Below are 17905 nucleotides of genomic sequence, written 5' to 3' on the forward strand. Positions count from 1 at the left end.
GCCTTTGATTAAAACGGCTAGGATACTAAACATAAAAGCTCTGCTGATTTAGCAGAGCTTTTTTTATAGGCCGGTATTAATGAGGTAGGGCTAGGAAGAACTAAGATTCTTGGTTTGTAACACTCAAAAATCCTGTTGCGAAAGTGGAAGGTAGATAGTGGCATGAATCCAGAGAAAGGCTTCTAATCAGAAGCTACCATTAACCGTTGAACTTCTCGTCTCCGCTCTTGTAAATAATTTTAATTTTAAATTCAGTGCCTTGCTGACTTTAATATGCGCGTGGTTGCACTTCTGGTTTGAGTGGTTTGAGTGGTTTGATTTTTGCTATGATTAATTAAGACAAAAGAAATTATGCTAGTAGCTCTGTCTGTTTGCTTCATATCTTTGTGTTTGTACAGAGTGAAAATTTTATGATTTTATTTAATGATAAAATTGTTATATAAGAAGGTTATACTAGCTAGTTTTATAAAATTATGCACCAGAGGCGTTTAAGGGGACATATGGGAATTCAATTACTTTCAATGCTGGAAAGTGTCTCGAATACACTCGTTATAGACAAAAGTGGCAAATTATTGATTCTCGCAGATGGTGTGTCCCCAAGCCCTGGTGATGTAATTGTTGGCACAACGACTACTCCGGATAATAATTCTTCGTTAAATGTCGAAATTGTAGGGGAAGATAATGATATTCAACCGCTTCCACTTGGGGATGATATCGCCCAAATCCTACAAGATATTGAAGATGGTATTGACCCTACATTAAATGAAGAACAAGCGGCAGCAGCGGGTGCAGGTTTGAGTTCCAGTGTAACTTTGGCTGCATCAATTGAAGCAACGTTACTAGAGACGCTTGCCGAAACGTTTTTTGAAACAACCGCGAATTCAGAAGTCGCGCTTTCAGAAACTCAGAGTCTGGCACTCCTTGATTTACTCGTTAATGCGACGCCTTTCGCGGCAACGGAAATCAGATCTTTTGATGAGGAGTCACAAGACAGCGCGTTAAACCTCACCCTACCAGCCGATTCAGATGGTGATGTATTAACTATAACCGTGACTGAGTTACCCAATTTAGGGCAAATAACCCTTGCCGACGGAACCCCGATTTCTATCGGCCAAGAGCTGGCTCTTGCAGAATTTGATAGCCTTCAATACGACGCTCCAGATGATTATGTTCCGGGTGATGACGCTGGTGCCTTTGGCTATTCTGTCGATGATAATCAAGGAGAAGATAACTCTATCCAGCAAGGTGAAGTTCAGTTTCGTATCAACCCTATTAATGATCTCCCAGTTGCCTCTGATTCTTCTCAAACAACAGATGAAAACCAAATTCTTACAGCACAAGTGCCTGATGCAACTGATGTTGATGGGACGATTAGTTCATACCAAGTCGTTGATGATGTAACCCAAGGCCAGCTTACCTTTAACTTAGATGGTTCTTATTCTTTCGATCCCGGTACTGATTTTGATTTTCTTGCGGCTGGTGAAAGTAGTCAGCTAACGTTTACTTATACCGCTACGGATAATGAGGGCGGTGTGAGTGAAACAAAAACAGTGACGATCACGGTTCAAGGCCTAAATGATCCGGCTTCTATTTCTGGGGATGATTCTGGTGCGGTAACGGAGGATACATCGTTACCGCTTCTGCAAGACAGTGGTTCTTTACGCATTTCTGATCTCGATGGAGATGATGAAGCCAGCTTTAAAACTAATAGCGTGGTTGCTGCAACTGGAGCCCTTGGTGCGCTCACTTTAACGGAAGCGGGCGATTGGAGTTACTCTGTTGCTAATGCGGCCGTGCAATATCTCGGGGAAGGTGAGACCAAATCCGAAGTGTTCACCGTTGAATCTTTAGACGGTACCGAACACACCATTACCGTGACTATTACAGGCGTGAATGACGCCGCAGTCATCACAGGTGTTGATACTGGTGCAGTAACAGAAGATGCCGCCAACCCAATTCTCAGTGATTCCGGTAAGTTGGAAATCTCTGACGTGGATGGCGCTGACGAAGCGAAGTTTGATGTTAGCAGCGTAACACCTGCCGCTGGCGTACTTGGCAGTATCACCATTGATGAATCTGGCAACTGGGATTACACCGTCGCCAATGCCAAAGTGCAATATCTTGGAGAAGGTGAAACCAAATCTGAAGTGTTCACCGTTGAATCTTTAGACGGTACCGAACACACCATCACAGTAACCATTACTGGCGTGAATGATGCTGCTGAAATTACAGGTGTTGATACTGGAACGGTAATAGAAGATGCCGCTAACCCAACTCTCAGCGATTCCGGCAAACTAGAGATCACCGATGTTGATGGCGCTGATGAAGCGAAGTTTGATATTAGCAGTGTCACACCTTCCGCTGGCGCACTTGGCAGTATCACCATCAATGAATCTGGCAACTGGGATTACACCGTCGACAATGCCAAAGTGCAGTATCTCGGAGAAGGTGAAACCAAATCTGAACTGTTCACCGTCAAATCGTTGGACGGAACAGATCACACCATCACCGTTACGATCACGGGCGTAAACGATGCCGCTGAAATTACAGGTATCGATACTGGCGCAGTGATTGAAGATGCTGCCAATCCAATTCTTAGTGACTCCGGAAAACTGGAAATCACTGACGTCGATGGCGCTGACGAAGCGAAGTTTGATATCAATAGTGTGACAGCCAATTCAGGCGCATTAGGTAGTCTTACTATCGATGAATCTGGCAACTGGGATTACACCGTCGACAATGCCAAAGTGCAGTACCTTGGCGAAGGTGAGATCAAATCTGAACTGTTCACCGTCAAATCGCTAGACGGCACCGAACACACCATCACAGTGACCATTACTGGCGTGAATGATGCCGCAGTCATCACAGGTATCGATACAGGTGCAGTGACAGAAGATGCCGCTAATCCAATGCTCAGAGATTCGGGCAAACTGGAGATCACCGATGTTGATGGCGCTGATGAAGCGAAGTTTGATACCAATAGCATAGTAGCCAGTTCAGGAGCATTAGGTAACCTTACTATCGATGAATCTGGCAACTGGGATTACACCGTCGACAATGCCAAAGTGCAGTACCTTGGCGAAGGTGAGACCAAATCCGAAGTGTTTACCGTTGAATCGTTGGATGGCACCGAACACACGATCACTGTGACTATTACAGGTGTAAACGATGCTGCTGAGACTTCTGGCGATGCATTAGGCTCTGTTGTAGAAGATGCTAATACACCAACGTTAAGTGATAACGGTTCATTACGAATTTCTGATACGGATGGCAGTGATGAAGCTAGCTTTAAAACGAATAGTGTCGTCGCTTCGGTTGACACTCTCGGAGCTCTGACTCTGACAGAAGCGGGCGATTGGATCTACTCCGTCGCTAATGCTGCGGTGCAGTATTTAGGTGAAGGTGAAACAAAACCCGAAGTGTTCACCGTCGAATCGTTGGACGGCACTGAGCACACTATTACTGTTACGATCACTGGCGTGAATGATGCCGCTGTTATTACAGGTGTCGATACTGGCGCAGTGATTGAAGATGCCGCTAATCCAACGCTCAGTGATTCCGGAAAACTGGAGATCACCGATGTTGATGGCGCTGATGAGGCGAAGTTTGATATTAGCAGTGTCACACCTGCCGCTGACGCACTTGGCAGTATCACCATTGATGAACTAGGCAATTGGGATTACACCGTCGACAATGCCAAAGTGCAATATCTCGGAGAAGGTGAAACCAAATCCGAACTGTTCACCGTTGAATCGTTGGACGGCACTGAGCACACGATCACTGTGACCATTACGGGTGTGAATGATGCTGCTGAAATTACAGGTGTTGATACTGGTGCAGTAACAGAAGATGCAGCTAACCCAATTCTCAGTGATTCCGGTAAATTGGAGATCACTGACGTGGATGGCGCTGACGAAGCGAAGTTTGATACCACTAGCGTGGTGGCCAGTGCGGGCGAATTAGGTAGCCTTATTCTCGATGAGTCTGGCAACTGGGATTACACCGTCGCCAATGACAAAGTGCAATATCTTGGTGAAGGTGAGACCAAATCAGAACAGTTCACCGTTAAATCTTTAGACGGCACTGAACATACCATCACGGTGACTATCACGGGCGTGAATGATGCGGCTGTCATTACAGGTGTTGATACTGGAACGGTAACAGAAGATGCCGCCAACCCAATTCTCAGCGATTCCGGTAAGTTGGAAATCTCTGACGTGGATGGCGCTGATGAAGCGAAGTTTGATATTAGCAGCGTAACACCTGCCGCTGACGCACTTGGCAGTATCACCATTGATGAATCTGGCAACTGGGATTACACCGTCGACAATGCCAAAGTGCAGTATCTAGGAGAAGGTGAAACCAAATCCGAACTGTTCACCGTTGTATCTTTAGACGGTACCGAACACACCATTACCGTGACTATTACAGGCGTGAATGATGCCGCAGTCATCTCGGGAGTGGATACCGGCGCAGTGATTGAAGATGCCGCTAATCCAACGCTCAGTGATTCTGGCAAGCTAGAGATCACCGACGTCGATGGCGCTGACGAAGCCAAGTTTGATACCAATAGTGTGACAGCCGCTGCTGACGCTCTGGGTAGTGTCACTATTGATGAATCGGGCAACTGGGATTACACCGTCGACAATGCCAAAGTGCAGTATCTAGGAGAAGGTGAAACCAAATCCGAAGTGTTCACCGTAGAGTCGCTAGACGGCACTGAGCACACCATTACCGTTACCATCACCGGTGTGAATGATGCCGCTGTCATTACGGGTTTTGATACAGGTGCAGTGATTGAAGATGCCGCCAATCCAACGCTCAGTGATTCCGGTAAGTTGGAAATCACTGACGTCGATGGCGCTGACGAAGCGAAGTTTGATATTAGCAGTGTCACACCTGCCGCTGACGCACTTGGCAGTATCACCATTGATGAACTAGGTCATTGGGATTACACCGTAGACAATGCCAAAGTGCAGTATCTAGGAGAAGGTGAAACAAAACCCGAAGTGTTCACCGTCGAATCGTTGGACGGCACCGAACACACCATCACAGTGACCATTACTGGCGTGAATGATGATGCTCAATTCTCAAATATCAGTAGCCGAGATTTAGTTGAAACCGATGCCGTTTTATCAACATCGGGAGATTTAGATGTCGTTGATGTGGACGGTGATAATACAATTCAACCTATTGTTAATCAGGCTGGAAACTATGGCATCTTCAATATCAATAGTGCTGGAGTGTGGACCTTTGTCGCGAAGGAAACCTTCGATTATCTAAATGTTGATGACGCACCTTTGGTGGATATTTTCACCGTGAAATCAGCGGACGGAACCGAAACGAATATAACCGTAACCATCAGTGGAACCAATGATGCCCCTGTTGCGATGGCCGATGTTTCGTCACTTGGAGAAGATAGTCCGTCTGTTGTTGTGGATGTGCTTTCAAATGATACCGATGTAGATAACTCAAATCTCACCATTACTTCTGCAACCATTACTTTACTTGATGGCAGTGGTTCCGATCTAAAAGGTCGAGTTGAAATTATCGATAATAAGCTGACATTTTTCACCGATGGTCAGTTTGATTACCTCAACGATAACCAAACCGCTGACGTTCAAATTCAATATGTGATCAGTGATGGTAAAGGCGGAACGGATACTGAAACGTTAACGATTACAGTCAATGGCTCTAACGATGCGGCTGTGATCGACGGTGATTTGGTTAAAGTTTTACAAGAAACCGACGCTGCACTTTCGACTAGTGGCGATTTGACTAACCTTGATGTTGATAATGCCAATGAATTTAAGGCCCAAACCAATGCAGGGCAATACGGAACATTCAGTATCGATGCGTCTGGCCATTGGACTTTTGAAGCTCACAGCGCTTATGACAGCTTAAATACCACAAGCGCACCTCTTGTTAGTGAATTCACAGTGACTGCCGTGGATGGAACGACTCAAATTGTTAAGGTCACGATTGAAGGCACCAATGACGGTCCCGTGGCTTATGATTCAACAGAAAGCACAACAGAGAATCTAATATTATCATCTCAAGTAACTGATGCTTTTGATGTTGATGGCACGATCGCCAATTATCAATTGGTGTCTAGTGTTGGCAAAGGGCATTTAGACTTTAATGCGAATGGTAGTTTTGATTTTGATCCGCAGAATGCTTTTGATCACCTCAAAGTTGGTGTTCAAGAGACGGTCACCTTCACTTATACCGCCACCGACAATAGTGGTACCGCGAGTGAGATCCAAACCGTAACGATAACAGTTACAGGCCAGAATGATGCACCACATGCCGTTGTGGGTTCCCTTGCTGAAACCGTGCAAGAAGATAACATCTACTCGGCAACTGGCACTCTAATAGCACAAGATGTTGATGATGGCGCAACTCATGCGTGGCGCATGGTCGGTCTCACCGATAGTGAATTTGGAGAAATCTCGATTACAACCGCTGGTGTGTGGACCTATACCTTAGATAACGTTGCCGCTCAAAAATTAGCAGAAGGTGAGACGCGGACTGAAACCTTTGCGGTTGAGGTGGATGACGGTCTAGGCGGAACTCGCCAGGAAAATATTGTAATCAGCATCAAAGGAACCAATGATCTGCCCGAAATTTCAGGGCCAGATGCCGGTTCGGTTACCGAGGATATTGCAAGCGATAATCAAGCTTCAGGCCAGTTGATGGTTTCAGATGATGATGTGCTTGATGGACATACTTGGAACCTTGAAGGTAGCCCTGCCACTAATGCTTCCCCTGCTAGCTATCAAGGTTTGTATGGAACCATCACGCTCACGGCTTCCGGGCTTTGGGAATATACATTAGATGACACCAAAGTTGATTTCCTCGCGGCGAACGAGACTCGCAAAGAAACATTTGATGTGTTGGTTGATGACGGCCATTCCGGACAAGATTCTACTCAGATTGTAATTACAATTAACGGCACCAATGATGCCCCCAATATTTCGGGGGATACCAGTTTACTCATCAAAGAAGACCAAAATTCAGGATCGATTTCTGGTGATTTAAATACAGGTGATGTGGATCTTACCGATGATCATGTCTGGGGTTTAGCTGCAAACGAGGATGGTGCTGGTCGATATGGTACGTTTAGTATCGATCCTGATAGTGGTTCTTGGACTTATGTTATTGATAATGATAAAGCTCAAGAGCTACAGAAAAACAGAGTCTATAAAGAAAAATTCACCGTTCAAGTCGATGATGATAATGGTGGTATTGATACACAAGTTATCACCGTTAAAGTGAAAGGCACCAACGATGCGCCAGTGATTGATGGGGCGCATAACGATACAGGTCTAGTGATTGAGGATCGTGTTTTTACGGCTCAAGGCGATCTTGATGTCAGTGATGTCGATGTTTACCCCACTTCTGATAATCACCAGTGGAGAGTGGTTGGCGGTACTCAAGGTCTGTATGGCTCGATTTCCGTTGATAATAATGGCGTTTGGACTTACACCTTAGACCCTGCAAAATCGAACTTCATGGAAGAGGGAGTCACTTATCAAGAGCAAGCCTTTAGAATTAGAGTGACTGATGGTAGAGGCGGGCGAGATTTCCACGAAGTTAATGTCGAAGTTATTGGGCATAACGATAAACCTGACATTAATGGTGTCTCGAATGGGTTATTAACCGAAGATGTGACCACTCAAGCGACAGGCCAACTCCTATCAGGCGATCCTGATGAAAATGAAACCCACGTGTGGTCGATTGTGGGGGGGCAGGAAGGCACCTATGGCTCAATCTCTATCGACCAAAATGGGCAGTGGACTTATGATCTCGAAAGTACTCTGCTTCAAGGCACAAATACACAAGCTTTAGCGGAAGGCGAAAGGGTACAAGAAACGTTCACGATTCAAGTGATTGATAAACACAATCAAGTCGACACTCAGGAAGTGACTCTAGACATTGTGGGTACGAATGATCAACCTGTCATTTCAGGAACTTTCACCAATGCCGTGACAGAAGATGACTTCCCAGCGAATGATATTAATGCCGATATCACTACATCGGGCACATTGAATCATGGGGACGTTGATACAACCGATGATCACTCTTGGTCACTTAAAACGGGCAAAGGTCATTTTGGTTCGATTTCGATTGACGATGATGGTAAATGGACTTATGTACTGGATAATACTAACTCTTCGGTTCAAGAGCTTTTGTCGACCGAGTCGTTGACCGAAACGTTTTATGTCACGGTCAAAGATGACAGCGGCACCTCAAACAGTACCTCGAATCAAGAAACCATCACCGTTACGATTCATGGTTCGAACGATAAACCAACGCTAACGGGCACGACTTCTGGCAGTGTGATTGAAGATTCAGGTAGTAAAGAAGTGGCTTCAGGTCAGTTGGTAGTAAGCGACATTGATGTTAACGATACACATACGTGGAAAGTGTTATCGGAAGATATTAATGGCGTTGCTAATGGCACGTACGGAACGTTAGAAGTCGATTCAAATGGTCTGTGGACCTATCATTTAGATAGCGATCGATACGCGACGCGAGAGATCCCGCCTGGAATTAATGAAACCGATAGCTTCCAAGTTGAAGTAACCGATCTTGATGGCGCAAAGACCTTAATCACCGTTAACATTGATGTCGCGGGAACAAATACAACCCCTGATATTAATCTGGATGCGAGTTACAGCATTGTTGAAGACTCCATACCTAATCTGATTTCAGGGACGTTCGATTCAGGTGATCCTGACAGAGACGATGTGCTGGATTGGGAAATTATTGGTTCAACGGGGCAGTATGGCACCCTGATGCTTAACCCTAATGGTTCTTGGTCATACAGCTTAGATAACGGCAATAATGCAGTGAACCAATTAGACCAAGGTGATGTGGGTGAGCTGCATGATTCGATTCAAATCCGCGTGACTGATAAGTTTGGTGAAACCTCAGTTAAGACGGTCGTGATCGATATTGACGGGGCTAACGATGCGCCAAATATCAAGGGTGCGCTTAGTAAAACCATTAGTGAAGATGTCTCAACGATTAGCGGTCAACTCCAAGATGGCGACCCTGATGCTGACGATAATAACCATATATGGTCACCTTCGAGCTTGGTAGGTAGCCACGGAAACTTCATCATGTCTTCTACTGGTGCGTGGACGTACCTTTTAAATAAAGACACTGATGCGGTGCAAAACCTGAATCCTAATCAGCATCTTACCGAGACGTTTGACGTAACGGTTGAAGATGAGCACGGCGCGACTTCGACAAAAACCGTCACGGTGACCATCCAAGGCAGCAACGACTTACCTACGATTTCTGGCGATGTCAGCGATACCTTCACCGAAAACCAAACTCCGGATCACCTGTCAGGCAAACTTGATTTAGACGATATTGATAATTTAGATACTCCCCAATTTACACCTGTGCCAGAGAGTGCGCCTTATCAAGGGAATTACGGTACTTTCAGTATTGACGCTGATGGTCATTGGAAATTTACTCCAAATGCCGCGTTGATCGAATCGCTCGCGGAAGGTGATAGTAAAACCGAAACCTTTAATGTCGTCGCGACAGATGACTTCGGTGGTGTCGTCACACAAGACATAGAGATCACAATAAAGGGAACCAATGACATTCCGTTGATTAGCGGAGCCTCTTCTGGTTCTGTGGTTGAAGATAGTGCCGATCTTGCGGATAACTCGTTGCTACAAGCTTCGGGGCAATTGGTCTCTACGGACGTGGATAATAACAGTTCATTGGTCAGTTGGGCGATTGAGGATGCGAGTGCAGATGGCGGTGCAGATTTTGGTGTGGGTAAATTTGGTACGCTAACACTGGGTAATAATGGTGAGTGGCTGTATGTGCTGGATAATACCGATCCTGATACACAAGCACTGAACCCTGGAGACGTGGCAACAGAAACATTTTACGTATCAGGAACCGATAATGATGGCGGGAAATCGGCGAATCACACCATCACTATTGAGGTTCACGGTTGGGACAATGATAGTGGTTCCGGCTCTGGTGGTACACCGATTGAGATCTTGAAAGCAGAAGTGACTGAAGATGGCACACTAGTACAAACCGCATTGACTGATCCTGGTGGTTTGCCGTTGAACGTTGTAGGAACTGCTGAGCCTGTCGATGGTGGTTCATTTGGATCTTTAGTTAAAAATGCCACGTCAGGAGAGTGGGAGTATCAATTGGCCAACGATTCTGCCTTAGTTCAAGGGCTTAAAACGGGGCAAGTGATCAATGAAACTTGGCGCATTAATACGGGAAGTGGTTTTTACACTGTAAATATTGCGATTAATGGTACTGATGACAAACCTGAAATTACTTTTGCGACAGACACTCCAGCCACGCAAGATGACCTCGTTGTTGTCGGTGAAACCATAGAAGATATAACGACCAACATCAGTGGTGTGTTGGGTGTTGATGATCCTGACTTTGGTGATTCACATACTTGGAGCATTGAAACAAATGCTGTAGGCATCTATGGTTCGTTAACCTTGAATAGCGTGACGGGCGAGTGGGAATATCAGTTAGATAATGGTTCAGTTGTAAACGGATTGGATGCGGGGGAAGTTCAGTACGATAACTTCACCATAAAAGTCGTCGACTCTGATGGATTGATTGATACGAGAGAGATCCAAATTAAAGTGGTTGGTTCCGCTGAGGATATATCTTTAGGTGATGTCGAAATTCTACGGTTGAATGCTCAAGAAGATATTGATGATCAAGATGGTGCAGTCGATGGCGTTATTACACAAGATGGAACACTACAGCTCCCCGCAGATTCAGGTCTAGGGGTTAATCCGACATGGACACTGGTGGATGGTGCAGGTACATACGGTAACATAACTGTCGATGCGAATGGTCACTGGGTCTTCACTCTTGATAATAATAGTACTGCGGTTCAAGGGCTACAAGATGGTGATTCTGTACAAGATGTTTTCGCGGTTTACGTGGTGGATGAGAATGGAAAAACCGTGGTTGATGAGCATGGAGATCCGGAATTATTAGAGATTGTAGTTGATGTTACAGGGACTAATGATATCCCGAGCATTGGCGGTAAAATTACAGGCTCAGTTGATGCCGATAACAGTGGCTCGATTTCTGGTCAGTTAACCACGGGTGATGTGGATAATACCGATACACATACATGGATTGATAACAGTATTGCAGGCACTTATGGTTTGTTCTCGTTGGGGGCAAATGGTAAGTGGACCTATGATGTTGATGAAACTAACCCTACGGTTATTGCTCTTAACGGTAGAACGCCAGCAGACACATTAACTGAAACCTTCAACGTTCAGTTGACAGATCATGCTTCTAATCTGGGCGACCCATCGACATTTGATACGCAAGACATCATTGTCACGATCCACGGAACCAATGAAGCGCCAACCATCGCGGGGGTTGATAGTGCCGTTCTCAGTGAAGATAACGTTGTCAGTGTCACTCGCAACTTAACCGCGGATGATGTTGACTCCGGTGATACGGTTAAATTCGTACCAAAAACCATTGCTGATGGCACATCGCTAAAAGGGACTTATGGCGAGTTCACCATTGATGAAGATGGAGAGTGGAGCTATAGCATTTATAACTCAGCCGCTCATGTTCAAGCATTAGCCGAAGGTGAGTCGGCAAGTGAAACCTTTATAGTGACAGCAAAAGATGATTTGGGTGCATCAGTGACACGGACGGTAACCGTCAACATAGAAGGAAGTAATGATCTGCCCACACTTTCGGGTGATGATTCAGGGTCGGTTTCTGCGGTAGATGGTAGTACGGCGACGGGTAAGTTAGCGGCAAGTGATGTCGATGTGGGTGATACCACCACCTACCATGTCAAAACCGATGGCACACTCGGGGCTATCAGTATTGATGCTAATGGCCATTGGACCTATGAAATTGACGAAACGAACCCTGCGGTTATTCGCTTGGCTCAAGGAGAGTCAACGACAGATACAGTGCAGATCATAGCTAAAGATAACCACAGTGGTGAATCCGTTCCAATGGATATCGTTGTGACGATCAACGGTACTAATGACGTGCCAGATATCGTCGCGATTGCCACACAGCAAATGAGTGAAGATACCTTAACCTCGCTGTCTGGAGTCTTCGATAGTGGCGATCCAGATTTAACCGACACTCACAATTGGCAAGTGGTTAGCGGAGATTCTCGCGGCACGTTAGTGGTCAATTCAACAACAGGGGCGTGGGATTTCGATTTCAATAATACACTTGATGAGTTCCAAGAGCTCGCTGTTGGCGAATCAATCACCCTTCAATATATGGTAAAAGTCACCGATGAACATGGTTTATCTGACACTCAACTTGTCGAGTTTGAGGTCAACGGAACCAATGATTTACCTTCAGTGGAACTTGCAAATAGCGAGGTGAGTGGACGAGTTGAAGAAGAAGGCGTATCTGTAGATAGTGGCTCTTTAGTAATCTTAGATAAAGATACTACTGATGTGCATTCGTTTAAATTTGACGATAATTCACAAGACAAAGAGGGAAGTTACGGAGACCTGCATATTGATCGTGTGACGGGTGATTGGACTTATACTATAGATCCAGCGAAAGCCAACTTGTTAGTCGATGAAACGGTTCAGGATACGTTTACCATCCATGTTGATGATGGAAACGGTGGAATGACTTCACAGGTGGTGACTGTGGATGTCGTAGGAACCAATGATAAGCCAACTATCGCAGATACAAGCGTGACTTTAGGCAGTGTTACTGAAGAGGTTCAGACGCTGGCTACAGGCTCTATCCTTGGTCAAGATCCTGAAAATCAAGATGTCAGTTACGCATTCACATCTGGGCAATCCAGTTATGGTTTTTTTGCTATCAACAGCAGTACAGGTGTTTGGACTTACACACTCGATGCGGTGCTCTCTCAAGCGCTGTCTACTACCCCTATTACCGAAACGTTTACAGTCAATGTGATCGATGAAGGTGGGGCAAGTACACCACAGATTGTTAGCGTTACATTAGTTGGTGATAACGATAAACCCGTGATCGCAGGTTCAAGCTCAGGAGATGTGCAAGAGGATTATATCGAACAAATCTCAGGGCAGGTGACGGCAACGGATATTGATTCTGCCCCAACAGATTTGAGCTGGTCTTTAACTTCCAGTGCGACCGGTACCTATGGTTCTCTCTCTTTCAATACCGCGACAGGTGATTGGATATATGACATCACCGCGGGCAGCACTGTTAATATTGCGCAAGGAGACACTAAGCAAGATACTTTCACTGTCGAGATATCAGATGGTGTGAATAGTGTTGAGCAGGTGATAACGATTAATGTGTTGGGTAATCATATTCAGCAAGGTGTTGTCGGTGACGATATTTTAACGGGGTCTACAAATAATGAGTTGCTTTGGGGAGGGCCGCAAGATGGAAGTGATGCTGGTCAAGCCGATACCTTTAAATGGTTAAGTAGCTCTATGGGCAGTGTGGCTTTACCTGGCAATGATATCGTCAAAGACTTCGACATCAATATTGATACGATTGATTTGCATGACGTTGTGAATATTGATGATGTTTGGAGTTCCGCTGAGCTTGCGGAGAGAATTGAGATCACAGAGGTGGATAACGAAGCTCTGATTACGATTAACAATGAACTCGGTGAGCCATTACAGACGATTACTTTGCAGGGCGTTGATCTAGACTCGTTATATGGTGAAGACGCGAGTTTGCTATCGGGTGCCGAGAGAGTGAGTAAATTGGTTGAATCTAACCAGTTGAACTTATCCGATACGAAAGGGCATGAAGGTGATGATGAACTTCATGGCACTATCGCTAATGATATTCTGTCAGGTGGTGCAGGGCATGATAGCTTTGTCTTTGATGAGCAGCATTCAGGAACCATTGCTATGCCATCTGTTGACACCGTGAGTGATTTCTCTATTGACCATGACGTTGTCGATATCTCTGATTTATTGCCGCCATCACCATCGGTTGATGACCTACTCTCACGTATTGAAATTACGGTAAATGATGATATTTCCTTGCTTGATGATGAGGTGAGCACCGTCATTTCAGTATTAGATAATCAGGGTGGGCAGACTGATATTGTGCTGGATGGAGTCGGTTGGGAGCAATTGAATCCTAATAACGTTCCGGATATCGCAGACATTTCCTCTGCTGACTTGTTGAGTATTATGCAAGATGATCTGCATATTCTGAAGGTGGATGGGTAAGTTATAAGATGTAACTGAATCACTCAGCAAGACGTATGGATTATGCTGAGTGATGACGCTTATTGTGCTGAGCTTTTTGTAGGTAGCCTTTTTGTCGGAAACTTTAGTAAGCCTTGATTCCAAATTTGCGCAATGCTGGTGGAAGTACCGTATCTAGGTTTGGAATATCTTCAGCGAAGAGTTCAATCAAATTGAAGTCGTGTTTTTGGTATATAGCCAAAGTCGCGGCTTTTTTTTGTGCGCGAGCACCACTACTGCCTGTACTTGTTTCTGAGCCCCAGTACTGCAAATAGACTTTTCCAGCAGGAATATAAAAATCACTGATGACATCTTCATTGATTGGAAGTTGTCTCTCATAGGCATGAACAACACCAGCCATATACAGCCAGTTATCAATAATTAGCTCGTCGGTAGAGCGAACATAGTGCCCATCAAGAGTACGGTGCTTGGCTTCAAACTTCTGTCTAAAACTGGATATTGATTTATCCGTCGCGTGAGTCTCAGCATCTTGTCCAAGGAACTCAATAACAGACTGCTTTAGTCGCTTATTACGTAAAATGGAATCGTGCCATAAAGCAAATAGGCTTTCAGATGCTTTATCTTCTCTTTGCTCCCCACCCACTCGAAATCCGGAACTTGTGATTTCCCAACCTTGATCTGTTTTTTTAATCCAGCCTAATTCACTTAAAAGTTGGTTAATTTTTTTTGCATTGAGTTTAAATCGCTCCCCAAGTTGGGTGGCACTTTGAAGTTGACCAGTAGTGGCGTCCATATCAATGAGGAGGTTGCTAGGCCAGATGATAAAAGGCCCAAATTTGGGGTGATCAAGAAACTCTCCGCCGAACTTTTCGCCTTGTTCAGTAAGGATCCACTTATCTTCTACTCGTACAATATAGCCTGCTTTTTTTAAGTCAGAAAATAGTTGCTTGGGTTCGATATCTCGCAGTCTAGCAAGCGCAGAAGTTGAGATTTTTTCAGACATATAGAGACTCCAAGGTTAAGACGTCTTTATCATATCAGCATTCCGCAATCATGAGTATTTTGGACATAGAGGCCAAAGCTTATTGGAACCTACGCTATTCATAAACAAAACGACTCAAAATCAAAGCTAAAGTTTTTAAACCCTAGACCCTAAAACTTAGAATCTAGGATCAACAGCCCATAGGCTAAGCTTTTTGAGCGGAAGAAGTCGCTAAGTCATGGGCGAAAACAGGAGGCAATTTATGTGTTTTTGCATAGTACATGGCGACATCTGCATCGTGTAAAATATCGCTAATCGCGACGCCATTAGAGGCATGATAGTGGCTAATGCCCACACTAGCAGAGAGGGAGAGTAGGTGTCCTTTATGGTGGATCACGCCCTCAATAGATTTTACTAATGAGTTTGCGATCTCTTGAAGGCGTTCTTCTGAGTGAAGCTTGGTGAGACAAACGATGAACTCATCACCACCTAATCGGTAGACGGAACCTAATGACGCAACATCGGCCGCTAAACGCAAGGCGATCGTTTTTAGAAGAGCATCTCCCGCGAGGTGACCATAAGTATCATTGATGGCTTTAAAACCATTTAAATCAAGCATCATAAGTGTAAAGCTATCGTGGAACCCATCTTCTACTTGCTCAACAAATGCGTTAAAGCTAACTCGATTTGGAACCCCAGTAAGAGCATCTGTCTTTAGTTGTAATTCTGCCAGTTGCTTTGCTTCGATAAGCTCACTAATGTCTAGAGCTGAGCACTCAATTTCATCTTGAATTCGTTCAGAGTGGTTTACCTGAAAGTACTTCGTAGAGTTGGCAATAGTCAGTGAATACTCGAATCCATTATTGTTTTCACGTAGCATAAGTAAGCGGATGAATTGAGCCAGCAGCATGCCATCATCTGCATTATTGATGGCTTTAATACTCCCAAATATCTGCATGAATTTACGATTCGCCCTGACTATTTTCCCCGTCTTAACGCTGATAACAAATAGACACACTTGAGTTAAATTGTAGGTTCTTGAGTAGCGTTCCTCACTCCGTCTTAGTTGTTTCATAGAGCCCAATAGACGAATACGCATGGTTTCTAAAGATGAAAAAAGAGCATCAATCTCGACAAAGCGGTTGTGCTTCGGAGGCGGGGTTTCAAATTCGCCATTGGCAACCAATAAGGTGAAATTTTGCACATCGCTGAATGGTTTTTTCAATGTAGCGAGTATTTGACGGCTAAAAAGGTAAGAGATCGAGGCAACCAGTAAAATGAATAGCACTACTTTAGGTAGCATGGAGTAATAAATAGCGTTACTAAATGCGTCGTTATCTTTGTAGATCACTAAGCTCCCTAAGCTATTGCCTTTCACGCCATATACAGGGTAAGAGAACTCAATTAGATCAGTTGCTTGAGTGGTATCATTGACGACTTCTGCTAGTGTCATCGCATAAATTTCAGACTCTAATCTTACGGATGTGATGTAATCGAGGCGCGAAAGGTCGTTAACCACTAACTCTGCTAGAGGGAGATCGAAGCGGCTTAGTGATTTCTGAGCATTAATGAGCTGTTGAGAAAGGACTTTTTCGTATAAGTTTCTCTGCTCATTTTGTTCAGAAATTAATGTTTTTGTTACCCCAAACCCTCCGATAACCAGCATCGGAACTAAGGTTAGTATGGTATATAAAATAATAATGTAGGAAGAGAGTTTCTTCATTTTTATATCTGACATAGGGTTGAAATTTCACGCGTAACTGAATTGTTTTTGCCTTTCAGTTTTACGAGAACATCATTGATCTGCTCTTTTTCATCATCGGATAAATTGGAATTATTCTGGTTGATGATAATGTTAATAATGCCTTGTTTTATCCCAAAACGTTTCTCATTACTGTTCCATATATCATTTTTTAGTAACATTAGAGCCGCAAAAATAGCACGGTCAGCTCGCTTCTCTAATGAGGCTACAACCGTGTTTGGATACTTACTACTGTAGTCATAGTCGATTCCGAAACTGAATCCACCTTCTGTATTTTTCATGGTCTCCATGACGGCTTGGCTAGCAAAGCCTGCGACAGGAAATATAACGTCAACATCATTGCTGGTCATCGTTTCTGCCAGTCGTTTCGCCGTTGCAGAGTCATCCCACGAAAACGCGCCTGTATTAATGTAATCAGTAGAAAGCGTGGCTGTTGGGTTGGCTTTTTTTAGCCCTAATTCATACCCACAGCGGAAATTTTCAATGACAGGAATATCTAACCCGCCGATAAACCCAACTTTGTTTGTTGTCGTTTTTAGCCCTGCAGCGTACCCAATCACATAGGCACCTTCTGCATGGTTAAAGGTAAGGCCCAATATGTTAGGGACATCGAACGCGACATCTAGAGAGATGAATCGAGTCGATGGGTAGTTGTTGGCCACCTGATCAAAGTGTTCGAGTGAATTAGCATCTTGAACAATGATAGGGCTGTAGCCTTGCTCTGCATTTTTTCTTAACTCACTGAGGTAGGCTTCGTTATCACGTTCAAGCCGTTTACGAGTCACGGGAATTAAAGAGACCTCCTCAAAGCGAGTGATGCCCCGATCAATCATGTGTAGATAAGTTCCTTCATCTAACTTTCCCTGAAATAAGACTAAGGGTTTTAACTCGTCATGAGCAGCAAGAGCGTGGGAGGTGAGTAGTGCTGCGATAAGCCCTAATATTTTTTTAGCCACTGAATTGTCTCAATTA

4 protein-coding genes are annotated in these 17905 nt (G+C 44.5%); 1 reads left to right on the plus strand and 3 read right to left on the minus strand.

Annotated features, from left to right (window positions below; all coding sequences use genetic code 11):
* Positions 1–500 precede the first annotated feature (500 nt).
* The gene (locus F0249_RS01660; RefSeq protein ID WP_171755625.1) at positions 501–14210 is read left to right on the plus strand and encodes a VCBS domain-containing protein; all 13710 of its coding nucleotides are present in this window, start codon (positions 501–503) and stop codon (positions 14208–14210) included.
* Between the two features lie 103 nt (positions 14211–14313).
* Here the strand turns inward: F0249_RS01660 and F0249_RS01665 are convergent, their stop codons facing one another.
* The 3 genes from F0249_RS01665 to F0249_RS01675 all read right to left on the minus strand — a co-directional run bounded on the left by F0249_RS01665 (position 14314) and on the right by F0249_RS01675 (position 17889).
* Positions 14314–15192, minus strand: coding sequence for a glycerol kinase (locus F0249_RS01665; RefSeq protein ID WP_171755626.1), 879 nt, complete (start codon positions 15190–15192; stop codon positions 14314–14316).
* A gap of 184 nt (positions 15193–15376) precedes the next feature.
* The gene (locus F0249_RS01670; RefSeq protein ID WP_253825260.1) at positions 15377–16894 is read right to left on the minus strand and encodes a GGDEF domain-containing protein; all 1518 of its coding nucleotides are present in this window, start codon (positions 16892–16894) and stop codon (positions 15377–15379) included.
* 2 nt (positions 16895–16896) lie between these two features.
* Positions 16897–17889 carry a BMP family ABC transporter substrate-binding protein gene (locus F0249_RS01675; protein ID WP_136995031.1) on the minus strand — a complete coding sequence of 331 codons (993 nt, stop codon included), beginning with the start codon at positions 17887–17889 and terminating at the stop codon, positions 16897–16899.
* Between the last annotated feature and the right edge of the window lie 16 nt (positions 17890–17905).

This window comes from Vibrio sp. 03-59-1 (genome assembly GCF_013114135.1).
GTDB lineage: Bacteria > Pseudomonadota > Gammaproteobacteria > Enterobacterales > Vibrionaceae > Vibrio > Vibrio cortegadensis.

Excerpts from the sequence above, each read along its gene's own strand:
- F0249_RS01660 (WP_171755625.1), top strand. The coding sequence starts at position 501 with ATGGGAATTCAATTACTTTCAATGCTGGAAAGTGTCTCGAATACACTC.
- F0249_RS01665 (WP_171755626.1), bottom strand. The coding sequence starts at position 15,192 with ATGTCTGAAAAAATCTCAACTTCTGCGCTTGCTAGACTGCGAGATATC.
- F0249_RS01670 (WP_253825260.1), bottom strand. The coding sequence starts at position 16,894 with ATGAAGAAACTCTCTTCCTACATTATTATTTTATATACCATACTAACC.